This is a genomic window from Psychrobacter sp. TWR1-1-1 (assembly GCF_049895865.1).
Lineage (GTDB): Bacteria > Pseudomonadota > Gammaproteobacteria > Pseudomonadales > Moraxellaceae > Psychrobacter > Psychrobacter immobilis_A.
In genome coordinates, this window is sequence record NZ_JAFCTE010000003.1 from 47,688 (window position 1) to 70,023 (window position 22,336).

The window sequence follows — 22,336 nt, forward strand, 5'->3', positions numbered from 1 at the left end:
TAGAATAATAAAAACGCCTGCTAGTGTAGCATATTTTGATTTGACCGCTATCAATCAATTAACGTTCAATCAATTGAATTGCTGACATGCCGTTACAACCTACAAACCAACAGCCTTATTATTCAACTCTCAGTTTAGCGCAATGAATCAGCGCTGATAAGTCTTTTGAGTCATGTTAACGAATCGTCAACACATCGATAGTGGGGCGATACAAGCGAAAAGGCAACCCTCGTGTACCAATACCGCTACTGACAAATATCTGCGCACTGCCATGTTGGTATAAACCCCGCTGCTTACCCATGCGGCTATTATTCAACAGGGTTGACTGCTCGCTACTACGTGCGATATTTTTTTGTTTTTGTGCCAACCATATATTTTTTTGAATCGCCTTTGCTGCACCAGTAATCAATAGTGGTCGTGGCTGTAAGGATTTTGGCAAATCGCTAATACTATCAAATCGTGAAGCCAAGATGATGACGGGCTTCGTGGTATTAGCAATTTCAGCACCAAGCGCGGCTTTATCAGACGCATTTGCCTCTTCAATATCAGCAAACTGTTTAGGAACATCTTGCCAGCCGCAAAGCACGGCGACGGTTGGGCTATTTTCCAAATTTTGCTGTCTAAAACCCTCTTTATTATTTTTAGAATAACTCGCACTGGGCATTACTGGAAGCGCATTAGTAGCCCTAGTACATTTAAGTGGCAGCGAGGTACACTGTTGACCAATATAGCTGATATCAAGCACATCAAAGGCACTGGACAACGTATCTTCTAATAACGGCTGTCCTTGCTTAGTCGTATTAATCGATTGATAACGCAAGTCTGAGGTACTCATCACTGTATAAATAGGCTTATTAACCCCTTTAAACAACATGAGCTGACCCACTAAATCAGCACTTGGATAATATAACCAGTCGCCTGTAATCAGCACCGCATCTGCTGGTAACGCATTGATGGTAGCAACCAGTTTACGAATATGACGCGGCTTGCCGCTATACAAGCCTATGCGTAAATCAGCCAATACGGCAACCGTCAGCGGTGTGGATAAATCTAAGTCGATTGCATGATGATCTAAACGTAAACGATTGGGTTGTATCACCACGGTATAAAAATAGAACCCCATTGCAAATACGGCCACTAGCACGAGTGTCAGTGATAGCTGCGGCAGTATCGGCAACATTTCTTGCGACCAACCTATCACCAACAGCAAAGCCCAAACGGGCATAGTATAGGCAGCATAATATAGTGCCAACTTCAACCAAATACGCATAAAACGTTTGGTAGGATTGGCATTGAACGTTTGTAATCCTGACCACAGTACAATATACGCAAGCAATACTGCTGTCGTAGAGATACTTAGGATATAAAGAGCATGGTCAGTCATAATTACCTGATGGTTACGGAAGGGTATGAGCCTAGCAACTGGCTTACCCTATATTAGAACGTATAGAGCGATAAATAAATCGCTCAATGAATAAGTTAGTGACAGTGTTGGAGCTTTTTGAATCATGGGTAAAAAAATCAGCCATTATAGGGGTCGAGCTCTATCATAGACAAGTAGAATTATTGACGCGTCTGTTATGCCATGCTCAATTGCTGCCCCGAACACCCATTACCCATTACCCCTACTAAGCTATCAAGGCTTACTCAATACGTAAACCAATAATCGCGGGAATACCTTGGCGGATAATTTCAATGGTCACTACGCCTTTTTTGGGCAATGATGAGATGGCGCTTGAAAAATCCGTGACCTTTTTAATTGGCTTTTGGTGGAAATTGGTAATCACATCACCTGCCAATAGACCTGAGCGCGCCGCCAATCCCGTTGGGTCAACTGTGGTAACCAAAATGCCCGTCTTATTATCCACTGCGATTTCTGCTTGCTCATCAGCGGTCAAGTTACGTAAACGCAAGCCTAACTGCACCTCATCATTCTGCTGATCGCCGCCTTGTGCTCTCACATCATTGGGCGCATAAGTGAGTTTGCCGCTGATGGTCATCTGCTTACCGTTACGCTGAATCTGTGCGCGGAAGCTATCGCTCGGTTTGGCACGATTGAGCAAGTTTAATAAATCTGAGGCGCGCATAATTTGCACTTCATTATATTGCAAAATGATATCGCCAGGTTTTAGACCAGCTTTTTGTGCAGGTGAGTCTGGTGATACTCTTGTCAGTAGTGCACCTTGAGGACGATCTAGGTTATAAGCTTCTGCTAAATTGCGATCGATGTCTTGCGGATAAATACCTAAATAAGCACGTACCACTTCGCCATCGGTTTTTAGCTGCTCGTAAATATCCATCGCCGCATCAATCGGAATGGAAAACGACAGACCCATGTAACCACCTGTACCACTAAAGATACGCGAATTAATACCAATCACTTCACCGCGCTGATTAAATAGTGGACCGCCTGAGTTACCAGGGTTCAATGCCACGTCTGTTTGGATAAATGGCACGCTGGTATCGCGTGAAAAACTGCGTGATTTAGCACTGACAATGCCCGCCGATGCTGAGTAATCAAAACCAAATGGCGAACCAATGGCTAGCACTGGTTCCCCTACTTTCAGAGCATTTGAGTCGCCGATAGGCAAAGCGGGAAATTGGTTGCCCGAGACTTTTAGTACAGCCACATCAGAGCGCTCATCACTACCAACCAAGGTTGCATCAAGCTCCGTTCTATCGTTAAGAGTAACAGTGATTTTATCAGCGCCCTCCACCACATGATGGTTGGTTAGCATATAACCATCGGCGGTGACAAAAAAGGCCGTGCCATAAGCATGCTCAATTGCTGGCGTGGCAGCCTGATCAGGAATACGTAAACGATCACCAAAGAACTGCCGCAACAATTCGGCTGTTTGGGCTTGGGCAAGCTCAGCCTCGCTGACGGTCTTGGTGACATTTACGCGGGCAACGGCTGGGGTAACTTGCTGTACTAATTCAGAAAAATCCGCCGTGGTGACGACAGCTTGAGCGCTCGCCATGGCGGTGGCAGTGACGCCAGCAACCATCGAGGTACTGACAGCAAGCACCAGCGCACTACGTTTTAACCAATGCGGCACATAAAACTTAGATTGCGATGTAAGCGTATTGATAGGCATGTTGTCCTCCATATAAGTAATCGTTGTTATTTTTAATGGTTATGTTTAGGCTACTATCGCTAGTGACGTGTATACGATGTTTTAATTTTAACCAAGTCCGTATATGACAAACGTTGCATCGGCACTGAATGTTATGGCGGCCAACCTTTTTAGTCGCCATCTAGTCGTTTATTAGATTACTGTTTTTTATACCCTTATGCCATCGACCATTCACCTTTCCTTATATAAACACCCCAAAACAATGATAATCCTCGCTAGGTGCATGATAAAGACGGCTACTGTATGATAAGTCATCGTGCTATTTTGTCATTATTCCGATCATGTAGGATAACCCAAGGCGCGATTATTTGACTCAGTTATTGTATATTTTTACCGCTGCCTACTGATATCGTGCTAGATACGGCCTTGCTCAGCATGAAATAAAAGCATGTTATGATAGCAAGCCAAATAAATATTTAAGCAAACTAAAGTCTATAAATAATCATTATTGACTATTGTTTTATAAAGCTGGCTATTATCACCCTTATTTTTCATCTTTTGCATCACTAGAATAATGCGATGGTCAATTCAAGATAAATGGATAAAAAAAGTCGCGTGACAGTACTATCAATAATAGACTGAGCAAGCGTGATGCCATATACGATTTATATGAGATTGACGATTTTTTCTAGCAATGCTTTTGTCTTTACTACTCTATAGTAGTTATATCATATCTGGCTCATGTTGTGATTCATGATGGATACCATTGTCGTCGCTTACGTTTTATAGAGATGTGTCTCTATAGCGAGTAGCGTCAACTTATTACTATACTACTGGCAGCCGCGACTCTAAAAAAGCGGTTGATAGCTATAAAATACGACAAGATTATAAAAGGATCAATTTATGGATACCGCCCTATTATTATCTGGCGTGGTTGGGATTGGCATTGCTGCCCAATGGTTGGCTTGGTATTTAAAGCAACCGTCCATTTTATTTTTATTACTGATTGGCATTATCGTGGGCCCAGTGCTGGGAGTCTTCGATCCTGACTTGGTGCTGGGGGAGCTGATGTTCCCCTTCATCTCTTTGGGCGTGGCGATTATCCTATTTGAAGGCTCGCTGACGTTAGAGTTTGACGAGATTAAACAGCATGGCACCGTGGTGCAAATGCTGGTGTCGGTCGGTGTACTTATCACCATTGCTATCGTTGCGTTATCGACTTATCTCTTATTCGATGTCGATCCACTGATTGCTTTGCTGTTCGGTGCGCTCGTGTGCGTCACGGGTCCAACGGTGATTATGCCGCTATTACGTAGTGTGCGTCCCAATAAGACCATCTCTAATATCCTCAAATGGGAAGGTATCATCATTGACCCAATCGGTGCTATTGCCGTGGTTTTGGTCTATGAATACATCATCTCAGGCGGCGAAGCCAGCAGTATCTTATTGTTTGCCAAAATCGTGGTATTAGCGACAGCGATGGGTATGGCAGGCGCTTGGCTGCTTGCCTTCTTGATGCGTCGGCATATGATTCCTGAATTTTTACGCAATGTCTTTACGCTCGCCTTTGTCTTGGTGTTATTTTCAGTATCGAACCATTTAGAGCATGAGTCTGGGCTATTGACAGTCACCGTATTGGGCGTAGCATTGGCGAATTGGCCAAAATTCCCACGCGATACGATTTTAGAGTTTAATGAATCTTTAACCATCCTTCTTATCTCTGTGCTGTTTATTATCCTTGCAGCACGTGTAGAGCTGGAAAGCTTACTTAGCGTTGGTTTCGCAGGTCTGGTGTTACTTGCTATCGTCATGTTTGTGGCGCGACCCTTATCCGTTTGGGCATCGTCTATTGGCTCAAACTTAAAGACCAATGAAAAGCTGATGATCAGTTGGATTGGGCCACGTGGTATCGTCGCTGCAGCTATCTCATCACTGTTTGCTATTCGTCTGCAAGAGTATGATATCCAAGGTGTTGAGCTGCTTGTGCCCTTAGTATTTATGGTCATTATTGGCACGGTTATGATTCAGGGCTTGGGGGCAAAAATAGTCGGCAACTTGCTGGGTGTCCGTGAGCCTGAGACCAATGGCATTCTTATCGTCGGCTCAAATCCCATTGCCCTTTTGGTAGCAACTTCTCTAAAAGATCAGGGCTTTGATGTCATCGTCGCACACAACAACTATACCAATATTGCCCGCGCACGCATGAGTGGTCTGCGTACTTATTTTGGCAATCCTATCTCTGATCATGCCGATCATCATCTTGACCTGATCGGTATCGGTCGGCTGTTTGCCATGAGTATGGACAAAGAGATGAATACCTTGTCTGAGATTCATTATCGTCATGAATTTGGTGAGCGCAAATTGTACCGTCTCAAGTTCAGCGACGAAAAGGTCAAAAGCGAGCGCGATGATAAGCAAGGCAACTTCCACTCGCAGTGGCTGTTTGGCAAAGATGTCACTTATACCAAGCTTGCCAGTATGCTGTCGAAAAAAGCCCGTATCAAGATTACCAACATCACTGACAGCTACAGCTTTGAGCAATACAAAGCCGACAATAAGCAATTCGTGCCGCTGTATACAATCGACAAAGAAGGCAAGCTACACGTCATTACCGATAAGTTTGATGGCATCGTGCCACGCGATCGCAAGCTCATCTCACTGGTAGTGGAAGATGAAGTACAGCCAAAACCTGTCGACGTGACACCTAAACAAGAGCAGGCGCGACTGGCAGCTGATGCTAACTTTGAGTCCAGCTCAAAAGCACCTGAAAAGCGTAAAGAAAAAGAGCTGAGCGATGATAATGTTGATGCAACAGAACAATCCACTGCCACTGATAGCGACAGCGCTAAAGAAATAATTGCTGAGCAGAAAATCACTGAGCAGAGAGTCGCTGAGCAAAATGCAGATACTGAGGTATCAAACCATTCAAGCAGCAGTGCTGGAACTAAAACCACGCCAGACACCTTGAATGACAAAGTAATAACGTCAAAAGATAAGTCTATTGACGTCGTTAATAAAGGCGTCATGTCAGCCAACTCGACAGCGACTTCGAAGGCAATGCCTAAAAATAAGGTGTCTAACAATAGTAGTACGAATGGTAATGGCAACGCACCTAAAACTAAGAAGGGCGCGCTTGATCCAAATCGTCTACCCGACTCTGGTCAAGATAATACAACCAATGCAAGCTCTGATGGCGATATTACTAAAGGCGATATCACTAAAGACAATATTAACAAAGGCAATATTCAAGAAATTTCAGATAATAAAGCTGTGAATAAACAGGATAAATAATTCTTGCCACAGCTTTGATTTAACAAAGTTTTGACAATACCTTGATGACTGTTTTAATACTTTATAAAATATCATAGTTTATAAATCACAAAAGCCCCAACGCAATGTTGGGGCTTTTTATTTGGCTAGGTGATGGCTTTATAAAATCCGTTACGAAACATCAAATCTGCCTTGTACCGCCTGCCATACTCGCGCGCTCACCTCATCGGCTGTGCCTGATGCGTCAATGCGCTGTATCCGTTCGGGGTGCTGAGTCGCCAGCGTGTTAAAGCCTTTATGCACCCAAGTAAAAAACTCGGTCGCTTGCTGCTCAAATCTATCAGCGGCGCTACGCTTATTAGCGCGTGCCATGCCTTCTAATACGGGCAAATCCAGCCACAATGTCAGCTCAGGTAGTTGCGGCACAAACTGCTCAATAAGCGATTCAATTTTGGCTCGTACCACCGCATCGCCATGTGCGCGCCCAAAGCCTTGATAAGCAATAGTAGAATCGGTAAAACGATCGCATATTACCCACGTCCCACGTTGTAGCGCTGGCAGAATCACTTGCTGCATATGATCGCAGCGCGCCGCAAATAGTAGCAATAGCTCTGTATCATCATTGATGTCGGTCGCAGGGTCCAATAATATAGCGCGCAAACGTTCTGCAAACGGGCTACCACCCGGCTCACGGGTACGCAGATACGCAATATTGTTATCGTCTAAGCGTGTGCACAGCTGCTCAATGGCAGTCGTTTTGCCTACGCCCTCAGTACCTTCAAAACTGATAAAGCGCCCTTGATTGAGTGCGATATCATTGATGTCATTGCTTGTTTTGGGCTGACTTGTTTTGAGCTGCTTTGCTTGCGACTGGACTGTTTGAGATACATGGTCTTGTATAGATACTGACATGATATGACCTTATGTCATTGATGAGCGTTATGTCGTTATGTCGTTATGTAGACAGTTGCATAACGCTCAGTTCACGATAGGTTTTGAGAAAAGATAGAGGATTGAATTACTGCGGCGGGGTTTGTGATTTTTTCTCACGCATGACGCCGAGATATTCTTTTACCGCTTGATTGTGCGCCGCCAAGCTATTGGTAAATTTGTGCCCGCCATTACCTGTCGCTACAAAGTACAATGCGTCACTATCTGCTGGGTGCAAGGTCGCTTCGATAGAGGCAGCAGATGGTAGCGCGATAGGTGTTGGCGGTAGGCCATCAATTTGATAGGTGTTATAAGCCGTTTTTTCATCAATGTCTTTACGGCGAATGTTGCCTTCATAGCGACTGCCCATACCATAGATGATGGTCGGATCGGTCTGCATTCGCATGCCTTTATCTAAGCGATTTCTAAACACCGCAGAGACCAAAGGACGCTCTTCTGCCACACTGGTTTCTTTTTCGATAATAGAGGCCATCACTAACGCCTCATAAGGCGTCTTATAAGGTAAATTGGGCGCACGATTTTCCCACGCTTCAGTCAATACTTGCTGTTGACGCTTATATAAATCGGTCAGTACCTGCTTATCAGTGCTACCTTCCCCATAATAATAAGTGTCAGGGGCAAACCAACCTTCAAGATTGTGATTGACGATAGGATCGCTACTATTGATCACTTCATTTGGCAATATACCGACCAAATCCAACGCTTGAGCAATACCAGCATTGTCTCTATCATTGCCACTATCGTCAGTCAGCACCTCTTTTTTGATGCCTTTATTGTCCCTTAATGTTTGATATAAATCTTTAGAGGTTTTGCCTTCGATGATTTGCACTTTTACCATTGATGCTTTTACCCCTTGCCCAAGTATATGTAGCGTTTCAGCAAAGGTAGGGTTTTCTGGTAATTGATAAATACCAGCATGCAAGGGGCCATCGACTTGTGTTTTCATATAGAGCTTGGCAATCGTGGCAGAAAACAGCGGGATTTGCTGTTGCCACTGCGGCAGTAAGCCATAATAGCTCTGACCCTGCTCAATGGTGACCATTTGCTTTGGCTGCTCAATCCGCCCAAACAATGTCTGATAGACCATCACTAAGAAAAACGCAGCGATAAGCCCCAACACTAGCAACACTTGATAACCACGCTGCATAAAGAACGATTGATTATCCGCTTTATATTCGCGTGGCTTAGCCGCTCCACTGATGAGTGACACATCTGTCGCTGGCGTTTCCTCTATCCCATCGACTGCTGGTTGCGTGTCCGGTGGTGTGGTATCGACACGCTCCTCAACACTGCTATCTGGTTTATTCGATGGTGTTTCATTAGGACGTTCAGGAGGCGTTTCAGATGTAGGCTTGCTCATGGCAACTCGCGAGGCAGAAGTTTGCTAGAATTTAGCACTGAACCGTGCGATTTTCAATGGTATTTGCTTAGCTTATCAATTATCTTGGTATTTACGCCTGCTGATATGGGCTAATATTTCTACCTTCTTTTGGTATTTTTCCTTTTCTCTAATAAAGAAAACTGGTTATGAACCTACATTTTAATCAAAACCTTGCCAAAAATTACAAGTCGCCTAGTCAAATCATCAGAGTACTCAGTGAGGATTGGGTTGCTAAGCAAAGTTACTGCCCTAATTGCGATGCTCAACCATTGGCGGAATTTACTAACAATCAGCCTGTCGCTGACTTTTATTGTACAAATTGTAATGAGCAATATGAGCTAAAAAGTAAGCAAGCAAAGTTAAGCAACATTATCAATGATGGCGCTTATGACACCATGATTGAGCGTATCAATAGCGACAATAATCCAAGCTTTTTCTTTTTGACCTATTCTCAAGAATATAGCGTTAACAACTTCCTGATTATTCCTAAGCATTTTTTTAAGCCTGATATGATTGTCAAACGTAAGCCTTTATCAGTCACTGCTAAACGTGCCGGTTGGGTTGGTTGCAATATTGATTTGCGACAAGTGCCCGAATCAGGGAAAGTATTTTTGGTTAAAAACCAGCAAGTCATACCACGCAATAATGTCACCGAGCAATTTCAAAAAACCTTGTTTTTACGCGAGCAATCTACGACTTCACGTGGTTGGACGTTAGATGTTTGGCAATGTATTGATAAACTGAACGTTAATTTTTCTCTCAATCAGGTTTATGCTTTTGCTGATGAATTACAGCGTAAACATCCTGAAAATAATCACATTAAAGATAAAATCCGTCAGCAATTACAAGTGTTGCGTGATAAAGGCATTATTGAGTTTTTGGGTCGTGGTCACTATCGAAAATTATACTAAGTTTGATTATCATCCCAAAGTGGCAAATAGGCGCTTGCCACCAATCTTTCATAAAATTTGTGCGGAGGATAATCCATCTCCAACTCATCATTTACTTTAAAGAAAGTGTCCATATTGTCTTTAATACATTTAGAAGACTTATTTCTTACGTGCTTATTCCAGCCTATTAATAATCCTAGTGGCGTACGAGAAGCCTTGGTAAAAGCTTGTCTTTCTACTGTGAGCGCACACATGACAGGTTCATCATGAGGCATTTTATCCACGCCTTGTTCTATGACTTCTTGGCGTATATGCGCATACTTAAATACCCCACCAAACGCTGTATATTTTTTATCTTTCTTAGAATAAACAATATTGTGAATGCTATCTTCGAATAACCCGCTAAGTGAACGACTTCATCAGGATATTTTTTTGCTTTATGACATATCTCATTAAATAGCATTAATCGGCGGATTTGTAATGGAATACGTTTTTCTTCATAGGTAGTTCGCATTTATTATCTCCTGCTAAATAATCTTTAATCAGATACGATTGATTTCTACGTATTGTAAATTATATTAAACGTTTCTCATTGAATCGCTCAGGCCTTGGTTTTCCCTCATTATCACGGTACACGTCTGCAATTAACTCCTCTCTATCGTCCCATAAAGGTAAACGTGCCGTTGCAACTAAACGGCCATGAAACTTATGCGGTGGATACTCTCCATCAATTTCATCATTGATTTTAAAAAAATGCTCTTCTCGATAATCGACGTAAGCATGCATTCTATTTTTAACATAGTTATTCCAATACCAGACCAGCTGGATAGCTGTACGCGCAGGTTTAGTAAACTGCCTTAAGTTAACTGTCAGCGCACGTGTGACTGGTTCATCGTTAGGAAAAACTCTAATACGCTGCTCGATAACTTCTTCTCTTGTTTCTGCGTACTCAAACACGCCGCCAAACGCGATAAATTTTTTAAAGTCTTTCAAATACATAACACCGAGCGATAATTCAGTGAATCTTGATAAATGAATAATTTCATCAGGTTGTTTTTTTGCTAATTTGCAAATCTCATCAAAAATTAATAGTCGACGGATTTGTAAAGGTATTCGTTCATCTTCGTAGACGTAGTCCATGGATATCTCTCCTTATCAAAATACTATCATTGATCGATTTTCCTTATCGCACAAGTCTACGTAACAAAAGACGATCACTTCTTTTTAAGCGCCTTTGCTAACCTAGAATATATAAATACTCAAGAAATTTTGATAAGCGTATATCGGGGATAGTAATGATGAAAGTAGATAAAAAACTGAAGAGAGCTCTTCAGATAGAGATTGTCGAGACGTTGAATAATATCGTAGAAGTTAACGCAGAGAACGAGCAAGACGCACTATTAAAAGTGCGAGATATGTATCGCAATGAAGAAGTTGTTTTGTACCCAGATGACTTCATTGATACCAAGTTTAATATTTTTAAATACGATTAGAATCGCTTAAAAATCCACCACTTCACCCGATAATAACGTCAGGCTACTCATTGGCATGACACCGCGCAGTGCATTACAAAAGAACAGCTGGCTTAACTGTGGCAAATCCTCATCTTTTAATGATCTGATAATGACGGGATGTTTGCTAGTTGATAACGCATCGATAAGCACTTGCCGCATCACGCCAGCGACGCCAGATTTCGCCATGGATGGTGTATACCATTGACCAGTGGTTAGATAGTTTGCATTGTCTTCATAAAGCGGTAGCGTAGACAATTTTTCTGATGCCGTTTTTTCTGATGATAGTGTTGATAAAGGCGAGTCTGATAACTGATAGAAGACATTGCTCATCGTACCTTCAACCCAACGACCACTCATATCACGTAGCAGACCTTCGCCGATGCTAGGTTTAATATTGTCTTCCAATACTTTGGCTTTGATGCTTTGTAGCTCGCCACTTGCCAGCACATTGTCGAGGTGATTGAGGCTTTTGAGTCCTGCTAATGGTGGCGGTAAGCAGGCAAGCTGCGAAGATAGGCAAATGGCAGAACTGATAGGCTGCATGGGGATTAAGCGTCCATCAGGCAAGCGTAATTGCTCAGTCGTAGTGACGGTCATCACAGAGGATTTTAGCCAAATCTCACAATCGCTACCAGACGTGGTTGGCACATAGCCATAACCACGGACATCTTGCACGGCGCGAGTCACCATCAGCTTCAGCATGCCTTGTTGTAGCTGCTCGGCATGCGTCTGCAATAAAGCCATGACAGAATGACTGTCTAATTCAAGTTGTAAAGCTTCAGCATGGGAAATAAGGCGCTGCTGATGATGAGCCAACCACAGTATCTGCCCATCGATGACCCCCATCGTGGTAAAAAACCCATCGCCATATGCCAACCCACGATTGTCTAGCGATACTGTGTCTGAGATATCCGTCGTAGCACTTGATGGATGTATGCATAGCCAATTATTGAGCGGCATGATAGCGAGCACAGCTTACTTCTTATCTGTTTGGGCAGCAGATTTATTGATGACCAGCATACAACTGTAGAACTCACATTTTGCCAATTCTATTTTTTGACCACCGATGACTTTATTTTTGATAATTTGACCATTAAGCATATCAGAAATCAGTTGTCCGCCCTCATCACCCATCAGTTGGCGGGCAAGCTTATGCGCTTTTTCGGCATGGTTTTGGCTTATCTCTTTTTCTTTATCAGAGTCAGTAGGATTGGCAAAGTACCAGCCCAGTTCGAGATACTTTTCAGAATCAATCAGATCCAAATACGGCGCATCGGTATCCATAAAGCGATATTTGGCGGCTGGATTACTGGCATAGTCGAGGCTGTTCTCATCAGTGCTCATGACCTTGCCAAAAGTCGCTTTGATCTCATCTAAATTATCGACGGTCAGTGACGCTACATTTTTAGTGCCCCATCCTGCAACGTCATATTTCACTTGTGTACCTTGCTGAGCAGTAGCGCCGTCTAAATCGGCGTTCGGCGTAGCATTGTCCTGTACTAGCGCATCGTCAGCGACGGTTTGCTCGCTCATATCGGCATCTTGGTTTTGGGCGTCGTCTTTACTGCTATCACAACCACTGAGCGACACACCGACTGCCATTATCGTACCGACCAAGAGGGTCTGTAGGCTATTATTCCACATGGGCAATTTACTCACACTTTTAGATGATTCTCAAAATAGTATTAACGAGCAGGCAGATAGGCCGCTGATAATGGACATTATATTTTATAAATAAGCGTTCTTATACCTGGTATTTTATGACTCAGTTTGTTATGTCAGTTTCCTATGACTTAATTTTTGACAGTTCAGTTACTGATAGTTATGCAACTGCCAAAATATCAATATAAAAATTTCATGCTCTCTAGTTTACCCAACTGCTTAACACTTGACCACCCTTTACGTTACGGATAACGCTCCCAGACAGTACAGATTTGTTAAAGACCTAACCTGTCAAAAAACCTACCTATTCAAGTGTTTACTGGTTAGACCACTGATTTGTCAAATATCGCATTATCCCTTATGATGATTGTATATCAATGCCCTTCTACTGATCAATTTTTGCCTCTTACCGCAAGCAGACCTATTATGACCCAGCATTTTATCGTTATCGGCAATCCCATTGCCCACAGCAAATCCCCTGAAATTCATAAGTTATTTGCAGCGCAGACGGGCATTGAGATTAGCTATCAACGCCAATATTGCCCCGATGATGCAGCCAGTTTTACCGCGGTGCTTGAGGCGTTTTTTCAGGGCGGCGGGGTTGGAGCCAACGTGACTGTACCTTTTAAACAAATCGCTTATAACTGTTGCACGGCGCGCGGTGGTTTATCGGAACATGCCAAGGTTGCAGGCGCAGTCAATACGCTGTTACTAAATAAAGCGCTGGTGAAAAGTGGCGTGCCAATCACCGAGGCATTGTATGGCGATAATACCGATGGACAAGGACTGGTCAATCACATCTTAAGTTTGGATTGGCCATTGAATGGTGCACGTGTGGCACTCATTGGTGCAGGCGGCGCAGCACGTGGGGTGATATTGCCATTGATTGAAGCCGGTATCACACATCTTACGATTGCCAATCGCACGCTGAGCAAGGCAACAGCGTTAGTCACTGAGCTTAGCGCGGCAAGCACGGCTATTCATGAGCAGCAGATTGAAACTTGTCGCACGGCGGATTTAAATGGACCGTTTGATATTATCATCAATGCGACTTCTATTGGTTTATCAGCAGATACGCTACCACTAAGCGACACGCTAAACGGTGACTATGCTTATGACATGATGTACGGACGCACGCTGCCGTTTTTGCAGCATTTTTCTGCGCGTGGCGCACAGATTTCTGATGGTTACGGCATGCTCATCGGGCAAGCAGCGCTAAGTTTTGAACGTTGGACAGGTCATACGATCGATGTTTCACAAGCGACCGAAGCGCTACACAATCGTTAATCGAAAATTGATATGAAAAAAGTCGCATGAACTCAGCTCATGCGACTTTGATTAATACTTGATTTCAAATGTACTGGTGGTTTGACACTCATCAATTAGCCAAAGCGCGCCAGCAGCCAGTTTTCGATACGCCGTAGTGGTATGCGTAAGTTGGTTGAATGCATCACTACTCCGCCGCTCAGACCCACCAAGCAGCCAATCACAGTATCAAAAAGGCGTGTGCGAATCACTTCTTGATAGGCGGACTCAGAAAATGGTAGGCCACTGCCGTATTCTGCAATAAATATCGTCAGCGGCGTGATAAATATGACTGCCAAACCATAATGTCGATCCACTAACGTTTCGATACAAAGCATCATCGTCAGTATCGCCAGTGCCACCCCCCATATTGATAATCCCCAAGACAACATCCAACTCGCCAAAACCACACCCAATACTGTACCAAGTAAACGATGTATTTGCTTAATCCACATGGTACGCAAATGAATACCTTGGATAATCAAAAAGCAACTAACTGCTGCCCAATAGGGGTTGGACAGCTGTAAAGTAACGGCGATGAGCAAGGCTAAACTGACAAAACTGGCGACAATCAAACTTTCAGTAATGGTATCTGACTCGTAGCTATAAATAGGCGTCGGCGTCGCTGGGCGCGTTGCCAGTAAAAACAACGAATACAGCAATGCCATCACTAAAGCAAAGCCACTGCCAAGCATCACCAGTCCAGTTGCACGCAAAATGTCTTCCAAAGGCAGCGGTATAAATAGCGCAATAGCGCCTGCCATCATCACAAACAGTCCCGCTGGTGGTGGCTGACGATAATAACGTCCAAAAATCACAATGCCAAACGCCATGAGCGTAAATATCGGCAGCTTTAATAGCGGGACTTGCTGAGCAATTAGACCGAGCGCAAAGCACAGCGACATGGCAAAACCCCAAGCCATCACCGTCACCAATCGATACGGCAGCTTGCCCACTAACGGTATATTCAAAATAACCATTGCCCCCAAGGACGCTTTAATGCCTGACGATAAAGCACCAAAATAAGCGCCCACAAACACGGGGAAGCTAATCGCAATCGCCGCGATAATTGGCATATGCCACGGTCTCTTACTACGGTTCACTGTCAGCAGATGCGCCAGCTCCCCATCAATTAAAGCCTTTATGCGAGCAAATAACGCTGTCAGCCAAGATGCTCGCGTTGCCTCGCGCTTGGATGCGCTCATAATTGGCTTTCCTTATATCGTAAATGCAGTTAAAAAATGTTTTCCTGATACGGTTACATCTATCATAAATAGGTACTTAACCACAGACAATAATAAAAACCGAATCCATCAATACATAAATTAATGTTTTGATTTAAAATATTAATTATGAATATTAGTTATTAGTTATATATTTGTCGCTATAGAAGATTTATACTGACAGTAACGCCGCGACAGCTGTTTTTTATCAAGGATGCCTTAACGGCAATCAAAATGGATGAGCTGTTTTTGATAAATCTGAATGACGAGCCGTGATATCGTCTATTCTTACCCCAAATAATTAAACACCCTTTTACATGAAACGTGGCTCAAATACCGAGCTAACCATTTATGATAGCGAATAACTAAAGAGAGCGATTATGTTAACTTACAAAGCACCTTTACGTGATATCAAGTTTTTAATAAATGATGTTTTTGACTTTCAAACTCATTATAAAGATTTGGACAATGGCGAAAATGCCGATCCTGAAACCGTCGATATGATTCTTCAAGGGATGGCAGATTTTGCTGAAAATGTCTTAGCGCCTTTATATCAACCAGCAGATGCTGAAGGTTGTCATTTTGAAAATGGTGTGGTCACAACCCCTAAAGGCTTTAAAGAAGCTTATGATCAATTTGTAGAAGGCGGCTGGCAAGGTATTTCTTACCCTGAAGAGTACGGCGGTATGAACTTACCGACCTCATTGAACTTAATTAAAGCTGAAATGATCGGCACGGCGAACTGGCCATGGGCAATGTATCCTGGTCTATCAACTGGCTGTATCAATACCATTATGCAATATGGTACCGATGAGCAAAAAGAAACCTACTTGCATAAATTGGTCGAAGGCTCTTGGGCTGGTACCATGTGCTTGACTGAACCACAATGTGGTACGGATTTGGGTCAAGTTAAGTCTAAAGCCATTCCACAAGATGACGGCTCTTACAAGCTTAGCGGTACTAAGATTTTCATCTCAAGCGGTGAGCATGATTTAACGGAAAACATCGTTCATATTGTTTTAGCACGTTTGCCAAATGCACCAGAAGGCACACGCGGTATCTCATTATTTATCGTACCGAAATTCTTGCCAACTACTGAGGGTGAAATTGGCGAGCGTAATGGCGTGACTTGTGGATCGATCGAACACAAAATGGGCATTAGCTCATCGGCTACTTGTGTCCTAAACTTTGATGATGCCGTTGGTTACTTAATTGGTGAACCGAACAAAGGTCTAAAAGCCATGTTCACCTTTATGAACACAGCCCGTATTGGCACTGGTATCCAAGGTTTGGCGCATACTGAATTGTCATTCCAAAACGCGCTGCCGTATGCAAAAGATCGCCGTTCTATGCGCACCTTATCAGGCACAAAAGAGCCTGAAAAAGTTGCTGATGCCATCATCAACCATGCTGACGTACGTCGTATGCTATTGACCCAAAAAGCCTTTGCCGAAGGCGGTCGTTCGATGATTTATCATTCTGCGCGCTATGCCGATAAAATGGCACAAGGTATCATCAATGGCGATGATGAAGAGTTTGAAAAATGGGATGACAAATTGGGTTTCTACACACCAATCCTAAAAGGCTTCTTAACTGAGCTAGGCATTGAAGCGGCCAAACACGGTCAGCAAGTCTATGGCGGTCACGGCTATATCAAAGAATGGGGCATGGAGCTAATCGCTCGTGATGCTCGTATCGCCACCATGTACGAAGGTACAACTGGTATTCAAGCATTGGATTTACTCGGTCGTAAAGTGATCTTGCAGTCTAAAGGCAAAATCATCCGTGATTATACTTCAAGCATCATGAAATGGTGTGGCGAGTATGCACTTGATAAAGACATGCGTAAATTCGTTTGGGCACTCACCAAGCTATGTGCTGAGTGGAATACATTGACTGTCCGCTTGATGCTAATGGCACGTAAAGATCGTGAAATCATCTCTGCTGCATCAGACGATTTCTTGATGTACTCAGGCTATGTCATGATGGGTTATCATTGGGCGCGTATGGCAGCAGTCGCTTATGACAAGCTAGAAAACGGCGGCACTGAATCCCCAGAATTCTACAAAGCTAAGATCCAAACGGCTGAATTCTACTTTGATAAGTTGTTACCACGTACCTCGGGGCATGCCGAAGCCATGGTTGCACCAAGTGACAGCATGACAGCAATGAAGATTGAGAACTTTGCTTTTCTAGACTAAGTTTTTTAGAATAAGATAGCATCACAATTAAGCAATAATCAATAAAAAAAGCGCCTAGCATGTAGGCGCTTTTTTATGCTTAACTAAAAGTACAGACGTTCTCATTAAAGCCTATCGACAATAAATATACATCATAGATGAGGGTTAATGAGTAACTTATTATAGATAAATGGCCATTTTAGGAGCCAATAATGTTATCCATTGATCATCAAAAAACTTCTTTGGCCTCATCAGTTATACGAGTGCTACTGCTCAGTACAGCACTGATCAGTTTTAGCGCAACTAGTGCTACGGAGCTGGCTAAAAACCCTGACATTCCTATTAAATTTGCCCAAGGCGCGATCAGTAGCACGATCACTGGCAAATTAAGCCCCAATGAAGATGAGCGCTGGTATCGCTTTGATGCCACCAGCTGGCAATATGCCGTTATTAATATTGCGCCACTTATTGGTACGCCTGAGACCGCCAGTGTCGGCGTATTACATATACCAAACGGTACGCAAGATGGCAGCAAAGGCGGTATCGTGTATCAAGGCTGCCTACCCGCAACCGGAGAATATCGCTTACGTATTGCCCGCAATTTGATGGCGACTGAAGGTAAAACGGCTGGTTATAAGGTTGAGGTAATGATATTACCCACATATGCCAGTAAATCGCTATGTGAGTACTTATAACGATTGATGAATCGTCGTTTCGGACGATATCAGCATTTTAGCTACCCAGCATTTTTTTATGATACACCGCGCTAATTTCTTCAACTTCCACACATATCTGTAAGGCTGCTCGCCCTGATTGCTCTGCGCCTATCTCCTGCTCTATCGTCGTCACCAGCAGCCCTGCTAGCTGATTACGGATAACCATGTCACGACCAGTCATTAGTTTTAGATGCGCATAAATAAAGCCATACGCCTGCCCATCATCTTCAACGCCTACCAAAAATGTCTCAATGGGCACGATCCGTGCTTTAATATCAGTCGGCGTGCCAAAGTGCCCACTGTCCCATAATGCTTTATTTAACGCTTTAAGCAATGATTCTTCATGAGCAATACTGACATTGGGCGTCATTTGAATGGTTAGATGTGGCATGAATATGTCCTTATAAAATATGAGTGAGGGAATAAAATATTAGCCATCGTTTCAGGATTGATTGAACAGCCCGTCAGCGGCAACGATTTTTAGTCATCAGTAACTTTTTAGTCATCAATAATAGTACTAAAGCAAGCAGCAAGGGTCTCAGCTAATTGTGCTGGTGGCAGCTCAATTTCTAAACCACGGCGACCACCGCTGACATAAATCGTTGTCTGCTCTGCAGCCGAGCTGTCTATGATAGTCGGCAAGCGCTTCTTTTGTCCCAATGGGCTGACGCCGCCTAGCACATAGCCCGTACTACGCTCTACCTGCTTAGGATCCGCCATTTGCACTTTTTTGCAGGTCAGCAATTTATTCGAAGATAGCGCCTTAGCCATTTTTTTAAAGTTTAACGTTTTATCCACGGGTAAGATAGCAACGGCAAGCGCATCAGTCTCTGTCGATACCACCAAGGTTTTGAACACTTGTGACACATCCACGCCTAGCTTTTCTGCCGCCTCTAAGCCAAAAGAGGCGGCATTACTGTCATGGGCATAGTCGTGTAATTGATAGTTCAGAGCGCGTTGTTTGGCAAGATTAATCGCTGGTGTCATAATATTTCAGCTTATATCAATGATATTAATGGGTAGATTTAAACATAATTACTCTATAGTGACTCTTGGTTGTCGCCGAACCATTATTGCGCTAAATACATTAACTTTCAATTATTTGAGCTTATTAAGAGCGGCTTAACTCACTATATAGTAACCAGACCGTATTAATATTAGCAGTATATACAGACACTATATATCGCTTTGATGGCTTTTATGGCATCATAAGCGCAACATATTTGACTATTTTTGATACTGATTATGATACCGAAGTTCTTAAAAAAACGGATTTTTAAAGCGCCAGTCACAACCGACAGCGCTTCTAATACTGACGTCAATCCAATCGCCCCCAAGCCTTATTCCAATGCGCCGATTAATCAAATTTATCGCAAGCTATCGGGGCAGCTACTCGATGTCGCTGTTAAACCTAAGCTATTGGGTGAATTACCTGAGTTCGATACAGACGATCAAACGCTAAGATTTTATGTGTTGCAAGATTATTCGCGCTCCAATAGTATTTTGATTGATCTGCAGACGCAAGAGCACAACCTACCACCAGCATTGGTTGGGGTACATGATGCCGCCCATAATATCAAAGAAAACGCAGCCATCATATTTTTGAACCATCCAAGCGCCAAAGACAGTCAGCTATCGCCGCGCCTGTCACGTTTGGTGTCTGCTGTTTTGCAATATCCAGAACTAAAAGTACGTTTGGTGCCCGTCTCTATTTTATGGGGACGCGCCCCAGAAAAAGAGGATTCACTGTTTAAGCTGCTGACCGCTGACAACTGGCAAGATCCTAGCATCACCAAGCAGCTCTTTAATATCGGGGTAATGGGACGTGACACCTTTGTACAGTTCCATCCACCTCAAGATCTACGTACCCTTATCAATGATAGCCTTAAAGGTGATGAAGAAGGGTTTTCTATTTTTGATTCACTAGCTACTGATTCAAAAGAGAACTCTACAAAAGAAGGCAATGTAAAAGAAAGCTCTGTGAAAGACAGCCATTTAGACATCACCAGTAGCGTGGGCGATGCTGACGAAGCACCAAACTATGCTTTGGTAGCGACCGCTGACAGCAATCGTGAGCTGGTACGTATGCTACAGCAGCGGCTTACGGTTTATTTAGACAAGCAGCGTGCCAGTATGCTCGGTCCTGATTTATCAGACAGACGCAACTTAGTAGACAAGCTGGTGTATTCACCAGCTATCAAACATGCGATAGAGGCAGAAGCAGTAGAATCTGGTATCAGTGTACGTGAAGCCCGTGTCTTGGCTAAAGGTTATGCCAATGAGATGGTCAATGATTATTCACATTCCATCGTGCGCGGTTTTTATAAGTTTTTAACGTGGTTATGGACGCAACTCTATGATGGCGTAGAAGTCCATCATTTCGAGCGCGTACGTGAGCTTGCGACTGACTATGAGCTGGTTTATGTGCCTTGTCACCGTAGCCATGTCGATTACCTATTGCTATCTTACGTCATCTACAAGCGCGGTCTGAGCATTCCTTATGTCGCTGCTGGTGACAACCTAGATGTACCCGTATTAGGTCCATTATTACGCGGCGCGGTTGCCTTTTATATACGTCGTAGCTTTCGTGGCAATGCACTTTATACTGCCGTCCTCCGCGAATATATGCACACCCTTATTACGCGTAACACACCGATTGAATACTTTATCGAGGGTGGTCGCTCGCGTTCAGGACGTTTATTACCACCGAAAATGGGCATGCTAGCAATGACAGTGCACAGTCAATTACGTCATTCTGAGAAGCCAGTGGTTTTCATTCCGACTTATATCGGTTATGAGCGTATTATGGAAGGTGGCACCTATGTTGGTGAGCTAAAAGGCAAGCCAAAAGAATCTGAATCTTTACTAGGCTTACTCAAAGTTGGTCGTAAAATTGAGCGTATCTTTGGTAATGTACATCTAAGCTTTGGCACACCGCTGCATCTTAGCGACTTTATGACAAAATTCGATGTGCCAGCCAATAGCTTGCCGACGGATCGCACCGATACCCCGCTCGATGATAAAGCCAGCGCGATGGTCGATAACATCGGCGTCAAAATCATGCAGCACATCAATAAGGCGGCGGTTGTGACGCCCGTTTCGTTATTATCATTGGTATTATTATCAGCGCCTAAAGCGGCTTTAGATGAAGAAATCTGTCGTGAGCAAATTGCCCTTTATCAAGGTCTTGCTCAGCAGTTGTCCTACTCAGATGATACCGTCATTACAGATATGAGTCCGCAGCAAATCATTGATTATGGTATCAAACTAAAGCTCATTGAACGTACGCCGCATATCTTAGGCGACATCATTCAAATTGCCGGCAAGCAAGCGGCATTGCTCAGCTATTTCCGTAACAATATCCTTCATGTCTTTATTCTACTGTCTTTTTTAGCCGCTTTAGTGGCGCGTAACGGCCGTATCGAACGCAGTCGTTTGGACAATATTGCTAAGCAACTCTATCCATTTTTACAAAGCGAGCTTTTCTTATATTATCCAGCACATGGCTTGGCTGATACCTTGAACAAAAAAGTCGACAGCTTACTCTCGCATGGTCTGATTGTCGAATTGAGCGATGGCGTACTTAGCGTCCCTGAGTCAAACAGCAAATGCTATCAGCAGCTGCAAGTGCTAGCTACGCCTGTCGGACAGAGCCTTGAGCGTTACTTTATGACGCTTGCCCTACTCGCCCAGCAAGGCTCAGGCAATCTAACCGAAAGCGAAGTCGTTGATCTGTGTCATCTGCTGGGTCAGCGCTTATCTGTACTATATGCAGATGATATTCCTGATTTCTTTGACCGCGCCTTATTCACCAGCTTCATCAGTGCCTTGACTCGTCTTGATTACTTGCAAAAAGATGATGAAACTGGCGTATTGACCTTTGATCATCGTATCAATGATATTGCTCGTCATGCTAAGTACGTGCTAACGCCTGATATGATGCAGATTTTGCAGCAAGTCGCCAGCTTAGATGAAGAAGAAATTACTCATGCGATTACTGAGATTAGTAATAAAAAGCAGCGTAAATTTGGGCGTAAGCGTTAATCTGCAACCAGCTATAATATTTAATGAGCTAAACTGAATATATCGAGCAAAAAAAAGACCTCTAATTGATTAGAGGTCTTTTTTTATCTTCAAATTTGAAATTTCTAAGTAGCTGTTTTTTTA

The 22,336-nt window shown here is 43.4% G+C and carries 18 protein-coding genes; 7 read left to right on the forward strand and 11 right to left on the reverse strand.

The window, feature by feature from the left end; translation table 11 throughout:
* Positions 1–175: 175 nt before the first annotated feature.
* Positions 176–1,384, reverse strand: coding sequence for a hypothetical protein (locus ACP69U_RS03990; RefSeq protein WP_198330898.1), 1,209 nt, complete (start codon positions 1,382–1,384; stop codon positions 176–178).
* Positions 1,385–1,643: 259 nt separating this feature from the next.
* Complete coding sequence (locus ACP69U_RS03995; RefSeq protein ID WP_372859934.1) at positions 1,644–3,008, reverse strand: Do family serine endopeptidase; 1,365 nt, start codon at positions 3,006–3,008, stop codon at positions 1,644–1,646.
* Positions 3,009–3,980: 972 nt separating this feature from the next.
* On the opposite strand from ACP69U_RS03995, the gene ACP69U_RS04000 reads away from it, so the two are divergent.
* Positions 3,981–6,368 carry a cation:proton antiporter gene (locus ACP69U_RS04000; protein WP_426137879.1) on the forward strand — a complete coding sequence of 796 codons (2,388 nt, stop codon included), beginning with the start codon at positions 3,981–3,983 and terminating at the stop codon, positions 6,366–6,368.
* Between the two features lie 150 nt (positions 6,369–6,518).
* On the opposite strand, the gene tmk is transcribed toward ACP69U_RS04000, so the two are convergent.
* Positions 6,519–7,259: a dTMP kinase gene (gene tmk, locus ACP69U_RS04005; protein WP_426137880.1), complete on the reverse strand. Its 741-nt coding sequence runs from the start codon at positions 7,257–7,259 to the stop codon at positions 6,519–6,521.
* Positions 7,260–7,365: 106 nt separating this feature from the next.
* Positions 7,366–8,658 carry an endolytic transglycosylase MltG gene (mltG, locus tag ACP69U_RS04010; protein ID WP_426137881.1) on the reverse strand — a complete coding sequence of 431 codons (1,293 nt, stop codon included), beginning with the start codon at positions 8,656–8,658 and terminating at the stop codon, positions 7,366–7,368.
* Between the two features lie 167 nt (positions 8,659–8,825).
* Here mltG and ACP69U_RS04015 point away from each other — a divergent pair, with 167 nt between their 5' ends.
* The gene (locus ACP69U_RS04015; protein WP_426137882.1) at positions 8,826–9,590 is read left to right on the forward strand and encodes a DpnI domain-containing protein; all 765 of its coding nucleotides are present in this window, start codon (positions 8,826–8,828) and stop codon (positions 9,588–9,590) included.
* On the opposite strand, the gene ACP69U_RS04020 is transcribed toward ACP69U_RS04015, so the two are convergent.
* Positions 9,587–9,844, reverse strand: coding sequence for a hypothetical protein (locus ACP69U_RS04020; RefSeq protein ID WP_426137883.1), 258 nt, complete (start codon positions 9,842–9,844; stop codon positions 9,587–9,589). The genes ACP69U_RS04015 and ACP69U_RS04020 overlap by 4 nt on opposite strands.
* Positions 9,845–10,142: 298 nt before the next feature.
* On the reverse strand, positions 10,143–10,709 hold the full coding sequence (locus ACP69U_RS04025; protein ID WP_426137884.1) for a hypothetical protein: 567 nt from the start codon (positions 10,707–10,709) through the stop codon (positions 10,143–10,145).
* A gap of 158 nt (positions 10,710–10,867) precedes the next feature.
* On the opposite strand from ACP69U_RS04025, the gene ACP69U_RS04030 reads away from it, so the two are divergent.
* The gene (locus ACP69U_RS04030; RefSeq protein WP_426137885.1) at positions 10,868–11,062 is read left to right on the forward strand and encodes a DpnD/PcfM family protein; all 195 of its coding nucleotides are present in this window, start codon (positions 10,868–10,870) and stop codon (positions 11,060–11,062) included.
* Positions 11,063–11,068: 6 nt separating this feature from the next.
* On the opposite strand, the gene ACP69U_RS04035 is transcribed toward ACP69U_RS04030, so the two are convergent.
* Positions 11,069–12,055: an aminotransferase class IV gene (locus ACP69U_RS04035; RefSeq protein WP_426137886.1), complete on the reverse strand. Its 987-nt coding sequence runs from the start codon at positions 12,053–12,055 to the stop codon at positions 11,069–11,071.
* A gap of 3 nt (positions 12,056–12,058) precedes the next feature.
* Positions 12,059–12,727 carry a hypothetical protein gene (locus tag ACP69U_RS04040; protein WP_238049849.1) on the reverse strand — a complete coding sequence of 223 codons (669 nt, stop codon included), beginning with the start codon at positions 12,725–12,727 and terminating at the stop codon, positions 12,059–12,061.
* Between the two features lie 444 nt (positions 12,728–13,171).
* Here ACP69U_RS04040 and aroE point away from each other — a divergent pair, with 444 nt between their 5' ends.
* Positions 13,172–14,032: a shikimate dehydrogenase gene (gene aroE / locus ACP69U_RS04045; protein WP_426137887.1), complete on the forward strand. Its 861-nt coding sequence runs from the start codon at positions 13,172–13,174 to the stop codon at positions 14,030–14,032.
* 95 nt (positions 14,033–14,127) lie between these two features.
* Here the strand turns inward: aroE and ACP69U_RS04050 are convergent, their stop codons facing one another.
* Complete coding sequence (locus ACP69U_RS04050) at positions 14,128–15,255, reverse strand: FUSC family protein (protein WP_426137888.1); 1,128 nt, start codon at positions 15,253–15,255, stop codon at positions 14,128–14,130.
* 398 nt (positions 15,256–15,653) lie between these two features.
* Here ACP69U_RS04050 and ACP69U_RS04055 point away from each other — a divergent pair, with 398 nt between their 5' ends.
* Positions 15,654–17,474, forward strand: a complete 1,821-nt coding sequence (locus tag ACP69U_RS04055) for an acyl-CoA dehydrogenase C-terminal domain-containing protein (protein ID WP_060490238.1) — start codon at positions 15,654–15,656, stop codon at positions 17,472–17,474.
* A gap of 191 nt (positions 17,475–17,665) precedes the next feature.
* Positions 17,666–18,148 (forward strand): hypothetical protein, encoded by a 483-nt coding sequence (locus tag ACP69U_RS04060; protein WP_426137889.1) that lies wholly within the window; start codon positions 17,666–17,668, stop codon positions 18,146–18,148.
* A 37-nt stretch (positions 18,149–18,185) separates the two neighbouring features.
* Here ACP69U_RS04060 and ACP69U_RS04065 read toward each other — a convergent pair whose 3' ends face one another.
* Positions 18,186–18,560 carry a 5-carboxymethyl-2-hydroxymuconate Delta-isomerase gene (locus ACP69U_RS04065; RefSeq protein ID WP_426137890.1) on the reverse strand — a complete coding sequence of 125 codons (375 nt, stop codon included), beginning with the start codon at positions 18,558–18,560 and terminating at the stop codon, positions 18,186–18,188.
* 107 nt (positions 18,561–18,667) lie between these two features.
* The gene (gene ybaK, locus ACP69U_RS04070) at positions 18,668–19,156 is read right to left on the reverse strand and encodes a Cys-tRNA(Pro) deacylase (RefSeq protein WP_426137891.1); all 489 of its coding nucleotides are present in this window, start codon (positions 19,154–19,156) and stop codon (positions 18,668–18,670) included.
* A 258-nt stretch (positions 19,157–19,414) separates the two neighbouring features.
* On the opposite strand from ybaK, the gene plsB reads away from it, so the two are divergent.
* Positions 19,415–22,213, forward strand: a complete 2,799-nt coding sequence (gene plsB / locus ACP69U_RS04075; RefSeq protein WP_426137892.1) for a glycerol-3-phosphate 1-O-acyltransferase PlsB — start codon at positions 19,415–19,417, stop codon at positions 22,211–22,213.
* Positions 22,214–22,336 lie beyond the last annotated feature (123 nt).